Annotated in this window: 13 protein-coding genes; 4 read left to right on the top strand and 9 right to left on the bottom strand. The window is 66.9% G+C overall.

The genetic code is table 11. The annotated features are described in order from the left end of the window. Window positions 1-4 precede the first annotated feature (4 nt). From ACI48I_RS13740 to ACI48I_RS13730, 3 genes are all read left to right on the top strand, one after another. Window positions 5-1,078, top strand: a complete 1,074-nt coding sequence (locus tag ACI48I_RS13740; protein ID WP_498574482.1) for a branched-chain amino acid ABC transporter permease — start codon at window positions 5-7, stop codon at window positions 1,076-1,078. Between the two features lie 322 nt (window positions 1,079-1,400). After that, complete coding sequence (locus ACI48I_RS13735) at window positions 1,401-1,796, top strand: post-PEP-CTERM-1 domain-containing protein (RefSeq protein WP_498574481.1); 396 nt, start codon at window positions 1,401-1,403, stop codon at window positions 1,794-1,796. Beyond that, complete coding sequence (locus tag ACI48I_RS13730) at window positions 1,789-3,201, top strand: PA domain-containing protein (protein WP_498574480.1); 1,413 nt, start codon at window positions 1,789-1,791, stop codon at window positions 3,199-3,201. The genes ACI48I_RS13735 and ACI48I_RS13730 overlap by 8 nt, the downstream gene beginning before the upstream one ends. 104 nt (window positions 3,202-3,305) lie before the next feature. Here ACI48I_RS13730 and ppa read toward each other — a convergent pair whose 3' ends face one another. From ppa to hemC, 5 genes are all read right to left on the bottom strand, one after another. Beyond that, the gene (ppa, locus tag ACI48I_RS13725) at window positions 3,306-3,845 is read right to left on the bottom strand and encodes an inorganic diphosphatase (protein WP_193686389.1); all 540 of its coding nucleotides are present in this window, start codon (window positions 3,843-3,845) and stop codon (window positions 3,306-3,308) included. 206 nt (window positions 3,846-4,051) lie between these two features. Continuing rightward, window positions 4,052-5,248, bottom strand: coding sequence for a heme biosynthesis protein HemY (locus ACI48I_RS13720; RefSeq protein ID WP_498574479.1), 1,197 nt, complete (start codon window positions 5,246-5,248; stop codon window positions 4,052-4,054). 7 nt (window positions 5,249-5,255) lie between these two features. Beyond that, window positions 5,256-6,461, bottom strand: a complete 1,206-nt coding sequence (locus tag ACI48I_RS13715) for a uroporphyrinogen-III C-methyltransferase (protein WP_498574478.1) — start codon at window positions 6,459-6,461, stop codon at window positions 5,256-5,258. Further along, window positions 6,458-7,225, bottom strand: a complete 768-nt coding sequence (locus ACI48I_RS13710; RefSeq protein WP_193686392.1) for a uroporphyrinogen-III synthase — start codon at window positions 7,223-7,225, stop codon at window positions 6,458-6,460. Before ACI48I_RS13710 ends, ACI48I_RS13715 begins: the two co-directional genes overlap by 4 nt. A gap of 18 nt (window positions 7,226-7,243) precedes the next feature. Next, a complete protein-coding gene (gene hemC, locus ACI48I_RS13705) occupies window positions 7,244-8,218 on the bottom strand; it encodes a hydroxymethylbilane synthase (protein ID WP_193686393.1) in 975 nt (324 codons plus the stop codon). A 163-nt stretch (window positions 8,219-8,381) separates the two neighbouring features. Between hemC and ppc the strand changes: the two genes are divergently transcribed. Next, window positions 8,382-11,198, top strand: a complete 2,817-nt coding sequence (gene ppc, locus ACI48I_RS13700; RefSeq protein WP_498574477.1) for a phosphoenolpyruvate carboxylase — start codon at window positions 8,382-8,384, stop codon at window positions 11,196-11,198. Between the two features lie 60 nt (window positions 11,199-11,258). Here ppc and ACI48I_RS13695 read toward each other — a convergent pair whose 3' ends face one another. The 4 genes from ACI48I_RS13695 to ACI48I_RS13680 form a co-directional block, all read right to left on the bottom strand. Next, window positions 11,259-13,406, bottom strand: coding sequence for a family 10 glycosylhydrolase (locus ACI48I_RS13695; protein WP_498574476.1), 2,148 nt, complete (start codon window positions 13,404-13,406; stop codon window positions 11,259-11,261). 191 nt (window positions 13,407-13,597) lie between these two features. Continuing rightward, window positions 13,598-14,419: a transporter gene (locus tag ACI48I_RS13690; protein WP_193686396.1), complete on the bottom strand. Its 822-nt coding sequence runs from the start codon at window positions 14,417-14,419 to the stop codon at window positions 13,598-13,600. 92 nt (window positions 14,420-14,511) lie between these two features. Further along, entirely contained in the window at window positions 14,512-16,395 is a 1,884-nt protein-coding gene (locus ACI48I_RS13685; RefSeq protein WP_498574475.1) for a methyl-accepting chemotaxis protein, read from the bottom strand. A 236-nt stretch (window positions 16,396-16,631) separates the two neighbouring features. Next, entirely contained in the window at window positions 16,632-17,588 is a 957-nt protein-coding gene (locus tag ACI48I_RS13680; protein WP_498574474.1) for an IS1595 family transposase, read from the bottom strand. Window positions 17,589-17,691 lie beyond the last annotated feature (103 nt).

Genomic DNA, 17,691 nt, shown 5'->3' with positions numbered 1-17,691 from the left:
GCCAATGACCCGACTTCTTTCCGGCGACCTGCCGCGCAGCCGCATCCTGACCCTGGTCCTGCTGCTGGTCTTCCTCGGCCTGGCATTCGCGCCCTTCCTCACCAGCGGCGCGCGGCCACTGAACACGGCGGCCACGATCTGCGTCTACATCGTGCTGGTCGCCTCCTACGACCTGCTGCTCGGCTATACCGGCGTCGTCTCCTTCGCGCACACGATGTTCTACGGGATCGGGGCCTATGGCATCGGGCTGGGTTTGGCGAGCGCCGACGAGCCGACCTGGTCGGCTGCGCTCACCGGCCTCGGCCTGGCCCTGCTGCTGGCGCTGGCGCTGGCCTTCGTCGTCGGCCTGTTCGCGCTGCGCGTGCGCGCCATCTTCTACGCGATGATCACGCTGGCCGTGGCTTCCTCGTTCGCCGTGCTGGCCTCGCAACTGTCGGATTTTACCGGCGGCGAGGACGGCAAGACCTTCAGCGTGCCCGAGGTGCTCTCGCCCGGCTTCACGCTGATCGAAAACGAGGTGTTCGGGCGCGCGATCGACGGCAAGCTGCTGACGTATTACCTGGTGTTCTTCGGCTGCCTGATCCTGTTCCTGTTCCTGCTGCGCCTCGTGAATTCGCCGTTCGGGCGGGTGCTGCAGGCGATCCGCGAGAACGAGTTCCGCGCCGAGGCGCTGGGTTACCGCACGGTCGTCTACCGCATCTGGGCCAACTGCCTGGCGGCGCTGGTGGCGGCGCTGGCGGGCGCCCTGATGGCCCTGTGGCTGCGCTATGTCGGCCCCAAGACCTCGCTCGGGTTCGAGGTGATGACCGACATCCTGCTGATCGTCGTGATCGGCGGCATGGGCACGATGTATGGGGCGGTCGTCGGCGCCGCCCTCTTCATCCTGACGCAGAACTATTTAAAGGAACTCATGGCCCACGGTTCCGCCGCGATGGAAAGCGTGCCGCTGCTGGCCGCCGCCCTGCACCCGGACCGCTGGATGCTGTGGCTGGGCGTGCTGTTCGTCCTGTCGATCTATTTCTTCCCGATCGGGATCGTCGGCAAGCTGCGCCTGCGCAGCTATCTCGCCCGGCGCTAGTATTCCCTGCCGCGGACGGCGTCCTGCCGTCCGCACCGTTTTTCCTTCCGCTCGTCTTCATGCACCGGCACGGCAGCGAACTGTCCCGCCAGGGCCGCCACGCACATTGAATGCACATCAAGGTTCCTGATTCTTCAGCTCATATGATGAATTGAGCCCGTCCGAACCTGCCTCACTGCGGGCGGTCCTAGTCATAGGGGTGGTGTATTCGCGGCGGCGCCGTGCGTGTTGCTGCGATTGCTGGCCCCTGGCCTCGGCGCCTAAGCCCATGCGCCGCAAGCCGTCGATCTGAAGCCTGAGCGGAGATCTCACCATGTCCTACATGAAATTACTCACAGTCTTGCCGTGTGCCGCCCTGTGCGGCGCCCTGCCGATATCGGTCCATGCCCAGCAGGAATCCGGGATGGTCGTCGTGCGCGATGCCCAGACCGGCGAGTTGCGCGCCCCCACGGCGGCCGAAGCCCGCGCACTGGCGCCGGCGCCCGCCGCCTCCGCGGCGATGCGCGCCGCGCCACCGGCCATGGTCACCCACCCGGACGGCGGCCGCCAGGTCAAACTCGGCGAACGCGGCCTGGTCTATACAGTCGTCACGCGCGGCGCCGACGGCAAACTGCAAGACCAGTGCGTACAAGGCGCGGCGGCGGCCGAGAAGGCCGTCCACTCCCCTGCGCCGGCTTCCTCTTCGGCCGCCCCCCATGGGGAGCATGGCCATGACTAAGTCCCCAGTGCGCCGCATTGCCGCCTTGCTGCTGTCGTGCGCCGTCCTTGCCGGCGCCGAAGCGGCGACGATCACCATCGTCAACCAGAATGCCCCCGGGATCGGGTTCAACGATCCGACGCCCGCCGCACCGGTCGGGGGCAACCCCGGCACCACGCTCGGGCAGCAGCGCCTGATCGCCTTCCAGCATGCGGCCGACATCTGGGGCGCGACCCTCACCAGCAGCGTGCCAATCCGCATCGGCGCGTCCTTCGTGCCGCTGTCCTGCACCGCCGACAGCGCCGTGCTGGGCTCCGCCGGCGCCAACGAGATCTGGTCCGATTTCACGAATGCGCCGCGCCCCAACACCTGGTATCCGAGCGCCCTGGCGAGCAAGCTGGCCGGCGTGGACGTCGCCACGCCGGGCGAACCTCACATCATCGCGCGCTTCAATTCGCGCCTCGGCCTGTTCCCGGACTGCCTGCCGGGTCCGGGCTTCTACCTTGGGCTCGACAACAATGCCGACAAAGCCCTTGACCTGGTCACCGTCCTGCTGCACGAGATGGCGCACGGCCTCGGCTTCCAGACCTTCACCGACGACGAGACCGGCGCCGAAATCAACGACGTCCCCTCGATCTGGGATCACTACCTGGTCGACAACCGCACCGAGCGTACCTGGGTCCAGATGACGCCCGAAGAGCGGGTGGTCTCGGCCATCAGCGACCACGGCCTGTCCTGGAACGGCCCGATCGTGACCGCGGCCGTGCCTTACGTGCTCGATCCACGCTCGCGCCTGCGCGTCTTCGGCAAGGCCGCCTCCGGCAACTACGATGTCGGCGACGCTTCCTTCGGCCCGCCGCTCGGCCGCGTCCCCGTGACCGGGGAGCTGATGCCCGTGATCGACCAGCCCGATGGTTCGGGCCTGGCCTGCGCGCCGCTGAGCCGTTTGAACGTACGCGCCGTCCGCGGCAATATCGCCTTCGTCTCGCGCGGCACCTGTCCCTTCGTCGACAAGGCGCGCAACGTGCAGGCAGCCGGCGCCATCGGCATGATCGTGGCCGACAATGCCCCTGGCCCACTCACCGGCCTGAGCGGCAGTGATCCGGGCATACGGATACCGTCGGTGCGCGTCACCCAGGCGGACGGCATGAAGCTGCGTTCTGCCATCCAGAACCGCTGGCGCAACCACTCCGGCGTGATTGCCAGCCTCGGCATCAACCGGCACCGTCTGGCCGGCGCCGACGAACGCCATCGCATCCTGATGTACACCCCGAATCCCAACCAGCCGGGTTCCTCGGTCTCGCACTACACGACGGAGGCGAAGCCGAACCAGCTGATGGAGCCGGCGATCAACTCGGACCTGACACACACGGTGACGCCGCCGCGCGACCTGACCTTCCCGCTGCTCCAGGATATCGGCTGGTAGGCGCACCCGATAAAAGCCGCAGGGCGGCGTTGCACGGTTAGTGCGCAATAAAAAAGGCCCGGCCACCGATAAGGTGCCGGGCCTTCTCACTCGCATACGAACGATTACTGCTGTTCTTTTGCCTTGTACGCTGCGACGCCGTTGACGATTTCTTCCTTGGCGGCTTCAGGGCCTTCCCAGCCTTCGATCTTGACCCACTTGCCTTTTTCGAGGTCCTTGTAGTGCTCGAAGAAGTGCTGGATCTGCTGCAGGCGCAGGTCTTGCAGGTCTTCCGGCTTTTGCCAGTGGCTGTAGATCGGCAGGATCTTGTCGACAGGCACGGCCAGGATCTTGGCGTCGCCGCCGGCTTCGTCGGTCATCTTCAGCACGCCGATGGCGCGGCAGCGCACCACGACGCCAGGGATCAGCGGGAACGGGGTGATGACCAGCACGTCGCATGGGTCGCCGTCGTCCGACAGGGTTTGCGGCACGTAGCCGTAGTTGCACGGATAGTGCATCGCGGTACCCATGAAGCGGTCGACGAAGATCGCGCCGGTGTCCTTGTCCACTTCGTACTTGATCGGATCGGCGTTCATCGGGATTTCGATGATGACGTTGAAGTCGTTCGGCACATCGCGGCCGGCTGGGACGTTGTTCAGGCTCATGGGTTGGTCCTTGGTTGCTGAAGATTCAATAAAGGGGAGCATTATATCGAATAGGCATGAGCTTGTGCGGTGCAGCAGCTTGCCGTGCGGATCGATCGGTGCTTGTGTGCGGCGAGTCCAGTCGAGGCGCCTCGACCGTTCGAATGGCGTTACATGGCATGCACGTCGACACGCATCGCGTTGACGCCCTCGACGAGATCCCGCTTTTAAAGCATCGTAGCCAGCGCACTCTGCCGATAATGATTCGCCGCCGGCTCCTCCTGCCCCAGCGCCTCGTGCAGCTGCGCCAGCTTCAGGTGAATGTCGCGCACCATGCTCGACTGGGTCGCGTCCGACAGCGCCTGCTCCAGGTAGCGCTGGGCCTTGCCCCAGAGTTTCTGGCGCAGGCAGAGGGAACCGAGCGTGAGCGCCAGTTCCGGGTCGTTCGGGCGCTCGCGCAGCCAGGCTTCGCAATGTTCGATCTGGGCCAGCAGGGCCGGCGAACCGGCCGGTCCGGCGGCGTCGCGGTAGGCGCGCACGACGCGCTCGTCCCAGCCTGCCTTCAGGGCGTCTTCGGCGATCACGCGCGCTTCATCGTGCAGGCCGCTGGCGTTGAAGGCGCCGGCGGCCCGCGCCGCGATGTAGGGCTTGGTGCGGTCGCTGGCGGGTACGCCGGCCCAGACGCGGCGGATCGCTTCCGGATCGCGTCCTTCTTCCGACAGCAGCGCCTCATAGGCCAGCTCGCGCAGGCGCGCGGCGAGTGCCGGATGCAGCGCCTTTCGCTTGTCCAGGATGCGCACCAGGCGCAGCACTTCCGGCCAGTTGCGGGCCTGCTGGTTGGCCTTCATCGACCACTGCAGCGCGTGGATGTGGCGCTGGCCGCTGGCGTTCAGTTCGGCGACCGCCGCCAGGGCCTCTTCAGGCTGGTGGTCGTCGACCAGCAGTTCGATGATCGTCATCAGGCGCGCCGTTTTCAGGGCGTTGTCGTGGGCGACGCCGGCCAGCCAGGCGTCGCGCCGGGCCGGTTCGCGCATGCGGTGCGCGGCGCGGGCGCCGATCAGGGACGCAAGTCCCGCGTTCTCGGGCAGTTCGGCGGCGCGCATCGCGGCCTTTTCGGCATGGCCGAAGCGGCCTTCGAACAGGGCTTTCAAGGCGTCCCGCAGGCCCTTGTTGCCTTCGCGCTCACGCTTGCGCTGGCGGTAGGCGGCCACGCGCTCGGGCATGCGCAGGGTCGCATTCACCGCGCGCGCCACGCCGTACAGGATCAGGAACAGCAGCGCCAGCAGCACCACGAACAGGTTCAGCGACATGTCGATGCGGTGCGGCGGATAGAAGAACACCACATTGCCCGGATTGAAACGCGCCGTCACAGCGATGCCGATGGCCGCGGCCATCAGGGCGACTAACCAGAGAAGTAGACGCATAAATTATTCAGGGCTTCTTGTAGTTGCGCACGGCGTTCAGGCTGTCGGCCAGCGTCGGCATGTCGATCGCGAGGTTGTTCGCCTGCACCTGGCGCAGCGCCGACTGGGCCTGCTGCGTGGTGCGGGCGCGCGTGTCGAAATACTTGTCCAGCGTTTCCTGGGCCGCAGTCAGGTCGCTGGCGAAGGTCGTCTCGTCGCGCGACAGCAGGGCCAGGCGCGCGTTCAGCAGGCGCAGTTTGAGGTTCTCGCGCACGAAATAATTCTGGTCGGGCGAGAGCATCAGCGCTTCCGGCGTGTTGACGCTGCGTACCCGGATCAGCTGGCGCACGTCGTCCCACATCTCCTCGCTCCAGTTTCGCCAGGTGGCGACCATGCGCTCGCCGATGCCGAGGGGAACCGCGGGCGCGGCAGGCGCCCCACGCCGTTGCGTGTCCCGCTTCATCTCCATTTGTGCGCGCTGGCTGCGCACTGGCGCCGCCGGCAACAGCGGTTTTTCGTCCGACAGCAGGGGCAGCGTGTCCACCTGGGCGATCACGCTGTCGAGGCGCACGGCCACGCCGGCCAGGTCAACGGCCGGCGTCGCCTTCAGTTTTTCCATGTCGCCCGCAATGGCGCGGCGCACGGCGATGAATTGCGGCTTGTCGGAGCGTGCCAGCGAGCGGTCGGCGTTCTGCAGCGCGATCAGGGCGCCCTGCACGTTGCCGGCCAGCTGCAGCTGCTGGCTGGCGGTCGACAGCACCTGCTCGACTTCCGACAGCGCCCACTCGTCGCGGCTCTTCGACAGGTCGGCATACAGCTGTTCCAGTGCCAGCTGCTGGCTCTGGTTCTCGAGCTGGCGGCTTTCCAGCACGCCGACTTTCAGCTGCAGCGCCTTCGACTGCTCGGCGATGTCGCGCGCCAGGGATGCGGTCTGCGACGCGGTTTCATTGCCCTTTTGCAGGCTGCGCGCCATTTCCTGGCGCAGCGTGTTGATGCGGCTGTGGCTCGACCAGGTTTGCGCCGCCAGCAGCAGGGCCAGCGCCATCACGGCCAGCGGCAGGGGGCGCGTGAGCTGTTCGCCCATGCCCGGCCCTGCCCGGCGCTCGGGGGCGCGCGGACGATACGATTCGGGGCCCGGGGCGGCAGAGGCCGATGCAGTTGCAGCGAGCTCGGCAGGGTGGGTGGCGGGCGGCTGCGTCGGTGGCAGCTCTGGATTGTTCGGCAGTTCGTTCATTTTTGAGATTGTAACGCGGCAAGCAATCGCTCGTCGCCCGAGCCGGTAAGCGTCACCCGCGCCAGCCCGAGTGCCTGCGCGGTAGCGGCGATCCGGGCGTGCGGCACGATGACGTGCTGCTGTTGCATCTGGTCTACTCGAGCATCGCCAAGCTGGCGCAGCAGGTCGAACAGCCCCCGCAGCGCTTCCGAGCTCGTGATTATCCAGTCGTTCTGTGTGTCCAGCAAGCTACACAAGGTCGCGCCGAGTTTCGGGCTCAAGGCCGGGCTGCTGCGCCGATAGGCCGGCACGACCGTCACCTCGGCGCCGGCGGCGCGAAACCCGTCGGCCATCAATTCGCGCCCGGACTCGCCGCGCACGATCAGGACCCGCTTGCCGGCCAGGGCAGCCAGGTCGAGCGAGGCCAGCAGGTTCTCGGAATCGCTGCGCGTCGGGTCGAGCGGGCCGAGGATGGTGGCGTTTGTGCTGTCGAGTCCATGCCGGGCCAGCGCGGCGCGGCTGCCCTCGCCCAGCACGGCCAGCGCCACCTGGCGCGGCCACTGGCCAATGTGCGCAAACGCCGCGTCGATCGCATTCGGCGACACGAAGGCGGCCAAGGCATACGCTTCCAGGCCGGCCAGCGTCGCGGCCAGCTGTGACTGGTCGGCCAGCGGCGCAATCTCCAGCAGCGGCAGCACGACCGGCGTGCGGCCGAGCGCGGCGACTGCCCGCGCCAGGCCGTCGGCCTGGGCACGGGGACGGGTGATGACGACGGACCCGGGCATCAGCGTGAAAGGCAAAGCTCAGGCATCGAGCGCGGCGTCCTGGCGGCAGACGGCCAGGATCGCCTGCGCGTCCTGCCGCTCCAGCAGCGCGGACACCTGCTCTCCCAGCAGTTCCGGCTGGTCCGCCGGCCCCGTCAGCTCGGCAAAGGCGCTGCGCGTGCCGTCCGGTGTCGCCACCATCGCGCGCAGGTGCATGCTGCCACCGTCGACGGTCGCGTGCGCCGCCAGCGGAATCTGGCAGCTGCCGCCGAAGATTTTCGAAACTTTGCGCTCGGCCAGCACGGCATGGCGCGTATCGATGTGGTTCAGCGGCGCAAGGATGGCTTGCAGGTCGACCTCGTCCGAGCGGGCGCCGCTCGCGATCTCGATCGCCATCGCGCCCTGGCCCGCGGCCGGCAGGCTCAGTTCGGGCGCCAGCACGCTGCGGATGCGCTGCGGCAGCCCGAGGCGGATCAAGCCGGCGGCGGCGAGGATGATGGCCGCGTATTCGCCGCGGTCGAGTTTTCCAAGGCGGGTATCGAGGTTGCCGCGCAGCGGCTTGATGACGAGCTGCGGGTAGCGCGCGGCGACCAGGGCCTGGCGGCGCAGGCTGCTCGTTCCCACGACGGCGCCGGCCGGGAGTTCGTCGAGGCTGGCGTAGTCGTTCGAGACAAAGGCGTCGCGCGGGTCTTCGCGCTCGAGCACGGCGGCCAGCTCGAAACCTTCCGGCAGGTCCATCGGCACGTCCTTCAGCGAATGCACGGCCAGGTCGGCGCGGCCTTCGGCCATCGCGACTTCGAGTTCCTTGACGAACAGGCCCTTGCCGCCGACCTTCGAGAGCGTGCGGTCGAGGATCTGGTCGCCACGCGTCGTCATACCGAGGATGCTGATTTGGCAATCTGGATATAATGCGGCGAGACGATCGCGCACGTGCTCGGCCTGCCACATGGCGAGGCGGCTCTCGCGCGAGGCGATGATCAGCTGTGATGGCAAGCGTACTGCTGGCTGCGTCATGTCTTTGCTTTCAAAACGGATTCTTTCACTGTCGTTGCGCCGACCGGGCCAACCCAGTAACGCTTCTTGCATAAGATCACAAATTTTAGCATGCGGCCTCCCCTACAACATGGCCGATCGCCATGCCGCCTGGTGTACCTGACAATCGAGATTAGTGGCTAATATGGATAAACCCGTCGCACCCGAAACGAATGCCAGCGTCGACAAGGACGCCCCGCTGAAAGAAGACATCCGCCTGCTCGGCCGCCTGCTCGGCGACGTGCTGCGCGACCAGGAGGGCGACGCCGTGTTCGACGTCGTCGAGACCATCCGCCAGACCGCCGTGCGCTTCCGCCGCGACGCCGACCGCGAAGCGGGCGAAGAGCTGACCACGCTGCTGCACCGGCTGACGCGCAACCAGACCATCTCGGTGGTGCGCGCCTTCTCGTATTTCTCGCACCTGGCGAACATCGCCGAGGACCAGCACCACAACCGCCGTCGCCGCGCCCATTTGCTGGCGGGCTCGCGTCCGCGCGAAGGCAGTGTCGGCCACGCGCTGGGCAAGCTGCGCGGCGCCGGCGTCGACCAGAAGACGGTCGAGACTTTCCTGCGCAATGCCCTGATCGCGCCGGTGCTCACCGCCCACCCGACCGAGGTGCAGCGCAAATCCATCCTCGACGCCGAGCACGACATCGCGCGCCTGCTGGCCGAACGCGATTCTCCGCTCACGCCCAAGGAACAGGTGCGCAACCTGCAGCTGCTGCAGGCGCGCATCGCCACCCTGTGGCAGACGCGCATGCTGCGCTACACCAAGCTGACGGTGGCCGACGAGATCGAGAACGCCCTCTCCTACTACCGCATCACTTTTCTCCGCGAACTGCCCTCGCTGTACGACGACATCGAGGACGAGATCGGCGCGCAGTACCACGGCAGCGCGCCGCAGATCGACGACGCGGCCTACCTGCAGATGGGCAGCTGGATCGGCGGCGACCGCGACGGCAATCCGAACGTGAACGCCGACACCATGCGCCACGCGACGATGCGGCACGCCACCACCATCCTCGACTACTACCTCGACGAAGTGCATACGCTGGGCGCCGAGCTGTCGACCTCCACGCTGATGGTCGACGTCACGCCCGCCATGCAGGCCCTGGCCGAACGCTCGACCGACCAGTCCGAGCACCGCGCCGACGAGCCTTATCGCCGCGCCCTGATCGGCATGTATGCGCGCCTGGCCGCCAGCGCGCGCGAGCTCGGCGCCACCAACATCCTGCGCAAGGAAGTCGGCCACGCCGAGCCGTATGCCGACGCCGCCGAATTCGCGGCCGACCTCGGGACCATCGCCGAATCGCTCAAGCTCAACCACGGCGCCATGCTGGTCGCGCCGCGCCTGGCGGGCCTGATGCGCGCCGCCCACATCTTCGGCTTTCACCTGGCCTCGCTCGACATGCGCCAGACCTCGGACGTGCACGAGCGCGTGCTGGCCGAGCTCTTCGAAAAGGCGAAGGTCGAAGCCGACTACGCGGCCCTCTCGGAAGACGACAAGGTCAAGCTGCTGCTGCTGGAACTCGCCCAGCCGCGCCTCCTTTACTCGCCGTACGAAGCCTACACCGACGAGACGCAATCGGAACTGGCGATCGTGCGCGCGGCGCGCGAAATCCGCCAGCGCTACGGCGCGCGCGCGATCCGCAACTACATCATCTCGCACACCGAGGCCGTGTCCGACCTGCTGGAAGTGCTGCTGCTGCTGAAGGAAGCGGGCCTGGTGCGTCCGTCGGCGGGCGTTTCGGACGTGATGGTGATCCCGCTGTTCGAGACCATTCCCGACCTCCAGCGCGCGGGCGAGATCATGGAAGCCTGGATGGGCCTTGGACCGGTGACGCGCATCGTCCACAACCAGGGCCGGCTGCAGGAAGTCATGCTCGGCTATTCGGATTCGAACAAGGACGGCGGCTTCCTCACCTCGAACTGGGAGCTCTACCAGGCCGAACTGAAACTGGTCGAAGTGTTCGAGCGCGCCGGCGTCAAGCTGCGCCTGTTCCACGGCCGCGGCGGCACCGTCGGCCGCGGCGGCGGCCCGAGCTACCAGGCGATCCTGGCGCAGCCGCCGGGCACGGTGAACGGCCAGATCCGCCTGACCGAACAGGGCGAGATCATCGCCTCCAAATTCTCGAATCCGGAAATCGGCCGGCGCAACCTGGAACTGCTGGTCGCGGCGACCCTGGAAGCGAGCCTGATGCCGCACGAGCTCGAAGGCGACAAGGCCGAGCGCCTGGCCGTCTTCGAAGGCGTGATGGCCGAGCTGTCGCAGCGCGCCTACACGGCCTACCGCGACCTGGTCTACGAGACGCCGGGCTTCACGGATTACTTTTTTGCCGCGACCCCGATCGCCGAGATCGCCGAACTGAACCTCGGCTCACGTCCGGCCTCGCGCAAGAAGACGCGCCGCATCGAAGACCTGCGCGCGATTCCCTGGGGCTTTTCCTGGGGCCAGTGCCGCCTGCTGCTGCCGGGCTGGTACGGCTTCGGCTCGGCGGTATCGGGCTGGTTGAGTGAAGATACGGGCGGCGAGCGCCTGAAAACGCTGCAAGCGATGTTCGCCGAATGGCCTTTCTTCGCCACCCTGCTGTCGAACATGGACATGGTGCTGGCCAAGACCGACCTTGCGATCGCCTCGCGCTATGCCGGGCTGGTGCCGGACGTGGCGCTGCGCGAACGGATCTTCAAGCGCATCGCCGCCGAACACGGCGAGACCTTGCGCCAGCTGGAGGCGGTGACCGGCGCCAAGGAGCGCCTGGCGGCCAACCCGCTGCTGGCGCGCTCGATCCAGAACCGCTTCGCCTACCTCGACCCGCTGAACCACCTGCAGGTCGAACTGATTCACCGCCACCGCGCGATGTCGCGCACGGCAAGCGAGGGCGGCGAGATGGATCCGCGCGTGCATCGGGGGATTCATTTGTCGATCAATGGCGTGGCGGCGGGACTGCGCAACACGGGGTGATGCTGGAACGATCACGTCATCCGCCGCAGGGCGGATGACGCGACCCGTCGGGCCTGCGCCTTACTGGCAAGCGCCCGGCGTCTCACCCTTGGCAATGAAGGCCTGCACCGCGCCCGGCGCCACGCAGATGGTGCCGGCACTGCCCTGCCCGGGCTTGTGGCACACCGCCACTTTGCCGTCGCCGCAGCGCGCGTCGATCACGGGGACCGTCACGCTGGCCACGGCCGGACAACCGTTTTCACTGAAAGCCTGCACGGTGAACGTATAGCTGCCTGCCGCAGTCGGCGTAAACGTCGCCGTCGCGCCGTTTACCGCCAGGCCCGCGGCCGGCGTCCACGCAAAGCCGGTGCCGGCGCCCGCATCGCTCGCCGTCAGCACCACACTCTGCGCGCCATACCCCAGCGTGATGGCATTCACGCTCGCAGCGACTGCCGGCTGCGGCACGCGTCCGATCACGGTCACCGTGGCTTCGCCCGAGGCGCTCAATGCAGCCTTGTCGATGGCGCTCAGCACCACCTTGCGCACGCCGATGTCGCCGCAGCTGAAACTGGTTTGCGACGCGCTCAGCGACTCGATCCCCCAGTTGTCGCCCGTGCCGCCGTCGATGTCGGCAGGCTGCAGGCTGGCCGCGCCGTTCGCCAGCGTCACCGACACGTCGCGCGTGCGCACGGTCGGCGCTTCGAAGTCGTTGCTGACCACGTTCGATGGCGCGCTCTCCTGGCTCAGGCGGTTCAGTGCCGTGACCGTGTAATAGTAATACTTGCCCGCCTCGACCTTCGTGTCGGCGAAGGCGTTGCTCGCATCGCGCGTCACGCCGATCAGGTTCTGCGGCGCCTCGATGTCGATCGTGCGTTCGGCCGAACGGTAGACCGCGAACTGGCGCACCTTTTCCAGCTCGTCGCGTGCGTCGCTGCCGGTCCAGCTCAGCACGAGCGCGCTCTCGCCCTGGGTCGCCGCCAGGCCGGAAGGCGCGAGCGGCGCGACGGAGCCCTTCCACGGCATCGCGGGCACCAGGGCCGGGCGCTTGTAGACGTTCTGCTGCAGGTCCGTGCGATAGCCCAGCGGGTTCGCTTGCAGGAAGGCGTGGCGGAAGTGGATCTGGCCGGCGATATGGGTTTGTGCGCGATTCAACGCGATCTGGTTGGCGACCTGTTTCGGGTCCGTCCAGCCGACGGTGCCCATCTTGTAGTCGGCGATCCCGATGTACATGTGGCGGCCGTAGGCGTTCTCGTTCCACCAGGGGACCAGCAGCTTGTAGTCCGAGCCCGCCTGTCCCATGTACCAGTAGACCTGGGGCGCCAGGTAGTCCACCCAGCCTTCGCGCAGCCAGCTGCGGGTGTCGGCGAAATTGGTCACGAAGTGCTGGGACGCGCCGCTTGACGTCGGCGAACCGAGTGCCGGATCCGTGCTGCTGCGGTAGATGCCCGAGGGCGACACGCCGAACTTGACCCAGGGTTTGGCGGCGCGGATGCGCTCGCCGACGCCGGCAATCAGGAGGTTGATGTTGTCGCGGCGCCAGTCGGCACGGCCGGCGGCGGTGGCGGGAAAGCCGCGCGGGTCGGCCGCATAGGCCGCGTCGTCGTTGATGGTGCCGGCCGGGTAGAAATAATCGTCGAAATGGATGCCGTCGACATCGTAGCGCTCGACGATGTCCATGATCACCTTCGTCACGTGCTCGCGCACCGCCGCCAGGCCCGGGTTCAGGATTTTCACCGTGCCGACCGTCAGCATCCACTCGGGATGCGTGCGCGAGACGTGGTTCGCCGCGTACTGCGCAGTATTCGATTCGGTCGCCGTGTTCGCCACCGCGCGGTAGGGATTGATCCAGGCGTGGAATTCGAGGCCGCGCTTTCTCGATTCGGCGATCGCGAACTGCAGCGGGTCCCAGCTCGGAGCCGGCGCACTGCCCTGGTTGTTGGTCAGATAGTAGGACCAGGGTTCGAGTTCGCTCGGATACATGGCGTCGGACTGGCTGCGCACCTGCAGGAAGGCCGCGTTCATGCCTGTCGCCAGGTTGTGGTCGAGGATGGCGGCCAGGGCCGCGCGCTGCTGGTCCGGGGTCTGGGTACGGTTCGGCCAGTCCAGGCTCAGGTGGGTACTGATCCATACGCCGCGCAGTTCGCGTTTCGGCGACAGGTTGGCCGTATCGGCGTGCGCCAGGGACGCGGCCAGCAGAGTGGCTGCCGCGGCAAGCAAAAGTTTTTTCATGTTCTGTTTTTTGCGAGGGTTAAATGGACGCATTTGACAATGCGCCGGTGGCGGTCCCATGACGCCTCTCCACGCGTCACAGTGTTGCCATCCGCTCAACAGATTACGCGTGCGAAATCACGCCAACCAATGAAATTGGGTGCGTGTCGCATAACTTGAAAGCATGAGGCCGGCATGCCCCTGGAGCAAACTCAGAGCCGGAAAGACAATCCTACCGTCCAGCTCGCATACGGCGTGCGGTGGTTCAGGCCGCGCGAGAACATGGTGTCGATCTGGACGTCGTTCGACAGCAGCCAGGCGGCGCCGACGTCGAAACTGGCTTGCGTGCCGCCGTGGCGGCTGCTCGCGATTTGCGGCATGGCGACTTCGACGAGGCCGCGCAGGCGCCGGTTGAAGGATTTTTCGAGGACGACGCCGAGCAAACCGTAGGTGTAGCGCCCCGTGTCTTCCTGGCGCTCGACGGCAATCCCCGGCATGACGCCGAGCTGCATCTCGCCCGGCAAATCCCATTCGCCGACCACGCGCAGCGACGGCCGTACGCCGACGCCGCGCAGGCCGCGCGATCCGGTCGGCAGTTCGGCGTCGACGACCACACCGACCGAGGGCCGCATGCCCTCGCCGTCCTGCGCATGCCACAGGAAGCCGACCGCGGTATCGGCATAGCCGGCCAGCGTGCTGCGCTCGCCGCTTGCCTTGTCCCGGGTGTGCTGCACGGTGCGCCCGTCGCTCTCGATGCGCAGTTCGAGCGCGTCGTTCAGGCCGAAGCGCAGCATGGACGGCATCGAATAGGTCCGCTGGCGCTCTTCGGCACTGCGCTCGCGCTCGACGAGGAAACTGGTCTCGACCTGGAAGCGGCCTTTGCCGACGGTCTCGCTGGACTCGACGAAATCGGGCCGGTCGGCATTGATCGGCTCGTCCTGTTTCGACTGTTCCTGGGCCTGGACCGGAAGCCAGGCCGCCGCCAGCAGGACAAGGGATACGTGGGACAGGCGGGATGCGAAGATTCGGGACATGCGCGGCTCCTTGGGCTCGGTCAGGCGGCGGCTCCAGCCGCCGGATGACCCGATTTTACCGCTGCCGGCTCAGCAGCCCCGCCCGATTGGGCTCATGCCGGCAGTAGGGCGTGGCCCGGTGCCGGCAGCGCAGCAGCTTCGCGCGCCTCTTCGAGCTTGAACACGCCGACCACCTGCGCCAGGGTCGCGGTCTGTTCTTCGAGGGCGCCGGCGGCGGCCGCCGCTTCCTCGACGAGGGCAGCGTTCTGCTGGGTCGCGTCGTCCATGGTCGCGATCGCTTGGTTGACCTGGCCGATGCCCTGGCTCTGCTCGGTACTGGCGGCATCGATCTCGCGCATCAGGCCGGCCACGCGGCCCACCGCCTGCACGATGCCGTCCATGGTCGCGCCGGCCGTATCGACCAGGCGTGCGCCGGCCTCCACCTTGTCGACGGAATCCTGGATCAGGCCCTTGATTTCCTTCGCGGCGGCGGCCGAGCGCTGGGCCAGGTTGCGGACCTCGCTGGCGACGACCGCGAAGCCGCGGCCCTGTTCGCCGGCGCGCGCCGCCTCCACGGCGGCGTTCAGGGCCAGGATATTGGTCTGGAAGGCGATGCCGTCGATCACGCCGATGATGTCGGCAATCTTGCGCGAACTCTGGGTGATCGAGCCCATGGTGGCCACGACTTCGCCCACCACCTGGCCGCCCTTCTGGGCCTGGTCGCTGGCCGACTCCACCAGGGTGTTGGCCTGGCGCGCGTTGTCGGCATTCTGGCGCACCGTGGAGGTCAGTTCTTCCATCGCGGCCGCCGTCTCTTCGAGGCTCGAGGCCTGGGCTTCGGTGCGGCTCGACAGGTTCATGTTGCCGGCCGCGATTTCACTCGATGCGCCGGCAATCGCATGCGTGCTGCGGCGCACTTCGCTCATCGTGTGGTTCAGCGAAGAGACGAAGCGGTTGAAGGCGTCCGCCAGGGCCCCGACCTCGTCGCTGCTCTCGACCGGCATGCGCCGCGTCAGGTCGCCCTTGCCGTCGGCGATCTCGCCCAGCATGGCGGCGGCGCGCGCGACCGGCGCGGCGATCGCGCGGCTGACCAGGAAGATCACGAACAGGCCGATGCCGCCGCCGACCACGCCGGCTACCAGGGCCGCGATCATGGCCGAGCGCGCCAGGTCGCCCAGCACTTCGTCTTCCGGCACTTCGGCGATCACGTACATGTCGAGTTCCGGCACGTAGGAGGACGCCACGATCAGCTTGCCCTGCGGCGAATCGTGGGCCGCGTGGGTGAACTGCGCCTTGTTGAACAGGGTCGCAATCAAGGCCGGCGAAAACCCCGGCAATTCCTTCATGTTGTGATCGCCATCGGCCAGTTTGGCCTCGCGGTGCAGGATGATGGTGCCGTTCGGGCGCACCAGGAACACGTGGCCCGACTTTCCCACCTTGTGGGCGCGCACGGTGTCGGCCATCGCCTTGACCGACAGGCCGAGGCCGGCGACAGCCAGCTTGCCTTCGCCCGCTTCGACACGGGCATTGATGAACAGCTTCATCTCGCCCGTCTTCGGATCAGGGTCGAGGTTCAGGGCATACGGTTTGCCGGTGGCGAGGAATTCATCCATCCACTTGTCGCGCGGATTGCCCTTTTCCATCATGTAGGAGAGCCCGGTCTGGTCCATGAACTTCATCTGGCTCGGCGAAGCCCAGAACACGGTCATGGCCTTGTTCAGGTCCTTCATCCGGGCCGCGTAGGCGCGCCAGGCATCGAGCCCGCTGTCGGCCAGATTGTCGCGTTCCCAGGCCTGCAGGAAGGTGTTGTGGGCCACCGCCAGCGAAGCCGTGGCGGGACCGCCGATCTGGCGCAGGATGTCGTTGCGGATTTCGCCGATCACGGCCGGCAGTTCCTGGGTGACCGCGCGCTCGCTCAGGCTGCGCCCGGTCAAGGTCACGCTAAGGGTGGCGGAAATGACAATGAACAGCAGCAGGCAGGCGGCCATGCTGAGCATGAGTTTCGTCTTGATCGACGAACGGCGGAGGAAGTGGGCGAGCATGGGAGTGTGGGAATTGGTGAGAATCGGCACAAATATTGCCGTAGCGCATGTTCACCCGGGGGTCCCAGCTCGTCAACGGGTTTACGAACAAGTGTTTATACAGTGGTAATGAACTGTTGCGATTGTGTCTGGCTGGATGAGCAACGTGGACGATTACGCAAGGTTCGGGCAAAAAAAAGGCGCTGTTCGCGTTAAGTGTGGAATATGCCGATTGCCGCTCGCAGCAAAGCCTCCGGCGTCTTGACGCGAGCGCCGTCGAGCGCCCAGCGCCAGCCGAGGTAGTTGCCGAGGTAACGGCTGGCAACCCCGCGAAACGGCTGCAGCCAGCCGCGCAGGCGGCTGTGATAGGCGTTCACGTTCTGGACGTGGATCGCGCCGCGCACCCGGATTCCCGCCTGCAAGTTCACCGTTCGGTGGGTGATCCCGGCTTCGCGTGCGAAGTGCCGGTAGGCCGCATGGGCGTCCGTCACCAGCAACACGTCCGGCTCCAGGCGCACTTTCAAATGTTCGTGCAATTGCGCCCGCGTCACCGGCCCCTTGCCGGGGACCCAGTCGAGCGTCTGGCCGGTCCGGTCGCGGGCGACCAGGATGCACATCTGTTCCTTTGAAATGCCGCGTTTTGTCGCTTTGCCGCCGCGCTTGCGTGGAGGTCGATCGAGCGAGCGGGACCCTTTGTGTGATTCGAGCACATACATCTCGTCGGCCTCGGCGATCCCGGCCAGGCGCTGGGGCCGGTCGTGTTGAGTGAGCGCGAGAAAACGGTGGCGCCAGCGAAAGCTGGTGGCGCCGGCAACGCCGAGCTGGGCGGCGCTGCGCCGGATACTGTGCGAGTCGAGCATGCCGCCCAGGTAATCGAGCCAGCGCCCTTTGTGGCGCAGGCGCGCCAGTGGCGTGCCGGTGAGCGCGTTGCAGGTCTGTCCGCAAGCGCGGCAACGAAAGCGTTGCAGGCCGTTGGCGCGGCCGTGCTTGTGAAACTGCTGCGCGCCGCAACCGGGACAGGCAAGTTGCGGTGCTGCCGCCTGCTCGATGACGTCCACCGTCCGATCGCGCTTGACCGTCGGCAGCAGCAGGCCGAGCAAACGTTCGCGCTGGCGCCGGGTCAGCGCGGCCAGGTTCTTCAGGAAGTGCTCGAACTTGCGTGCCTGCATGCGAACCTCCTCACGGGTGAAGTCCGGGTTGGACCTCAGCCGTTCAAGAAGATTCCACACTTAACGCGAACAGCGCCAAAAAAAATGCCGCTCGGTGAGCGGC

It is taken from the genome of Massilia sp. LXY-5, assembly GCF_059801075.1.
The sequence above is the reverse complement of the archived record's forward strand: the minus strand, read 5'-3'. Positions and strand labels throughout refer to the sequence as shown.

Coding starts and splice junctions, on each gene's coding strand:
- ACI48I_RS13740 (WP_498574482.1), top strand. CDS start 5: ATGACCCGACTTCTTTCCGGCGACCTGCCGCGCAGCCGCATCCTGACC.
- ACI48I_RS13735 (WP_498574481.1), top strand. CDS start 1,401: ATGAAATTACTCACAGTCTTGCCGTGTGCCGCCCTGTGCGGCGCCCTG.
- ACI48I_RS13730 (WP_498574480.1), top strand. CDS start 1,789: ATGACTAAGTCCCCAGTGCGCCGCATTGCCGCCTTGCTGCTGTCGTGC.
- ppa (WP_193686389.1), bottom strand. CDS start 3,845: ATGAGCCTGAACAACGTCCCAGCCGGCCGCGATGTGCCGAACGACTTC.
- ACI48I_RS13720 (WP_498574479.1), bottom strand. CDS start 5,248: ATGCGTCTACTTCTCTGGTTAGTCGCCCTGATGGCCGCGGCCATCGGC.
- ACI48I_RS13715 (WP_498574478.1), bottom strand. CDS start 6,461: ATGAACGAACTGCCGAACAATCCAGAGCTGCCACCGACGCAGCCGCCC.
- ACI48I_RS13710 (WP_193686392.1), bottom strand. CDS start 7,225: ATGCCCGGGTCCGTCGTCATCACCCGTCCCCGTGCCCAGGCCGACGGC.
- hemC (WP_193686393.1), bottom strand. CDS start 8,218: ATGACGCAGCCAGCAGTACGCTTGCCATCACAGCTGATCATCGCCTCG.
- ppc (WP_498574477.1), top strand. CDS start 8,382: ATGGATAAACCCGTCGCACCCGAAACGAATGCCAGCGTCGACAAGGAC.
- ACI48I_RS13695 (WP_498574476.1), bottom strand. CDS start 13,406: ATGAAAAAACTTTTGCTTGCCGCGGCAGCCACTCTGCTGGCCGCGTCC.
- ACI48I_RS13690 (WP_193686396.1), bottom strand. CDS start 14,419: ATGTCCCGAATCTTCGCATCCCGCCTGTCCCACGTATCCCTTGTCCTG.
- ACI48I_RS13685 (WP_498574475.1), bottom strand. CDS start 16,395: ATGCTCAGCATGGCCGCCTGCCTGCTGCTGTTCATTGTCATTTCCGCC.
- ACI48I_RS13680 (WP_498574474.1), bottom strand. CDS start 17,588: ATGCAGGCACGCAAGTTCGAGCACTTCCTGAAGAACCTGGCCGCGCTG.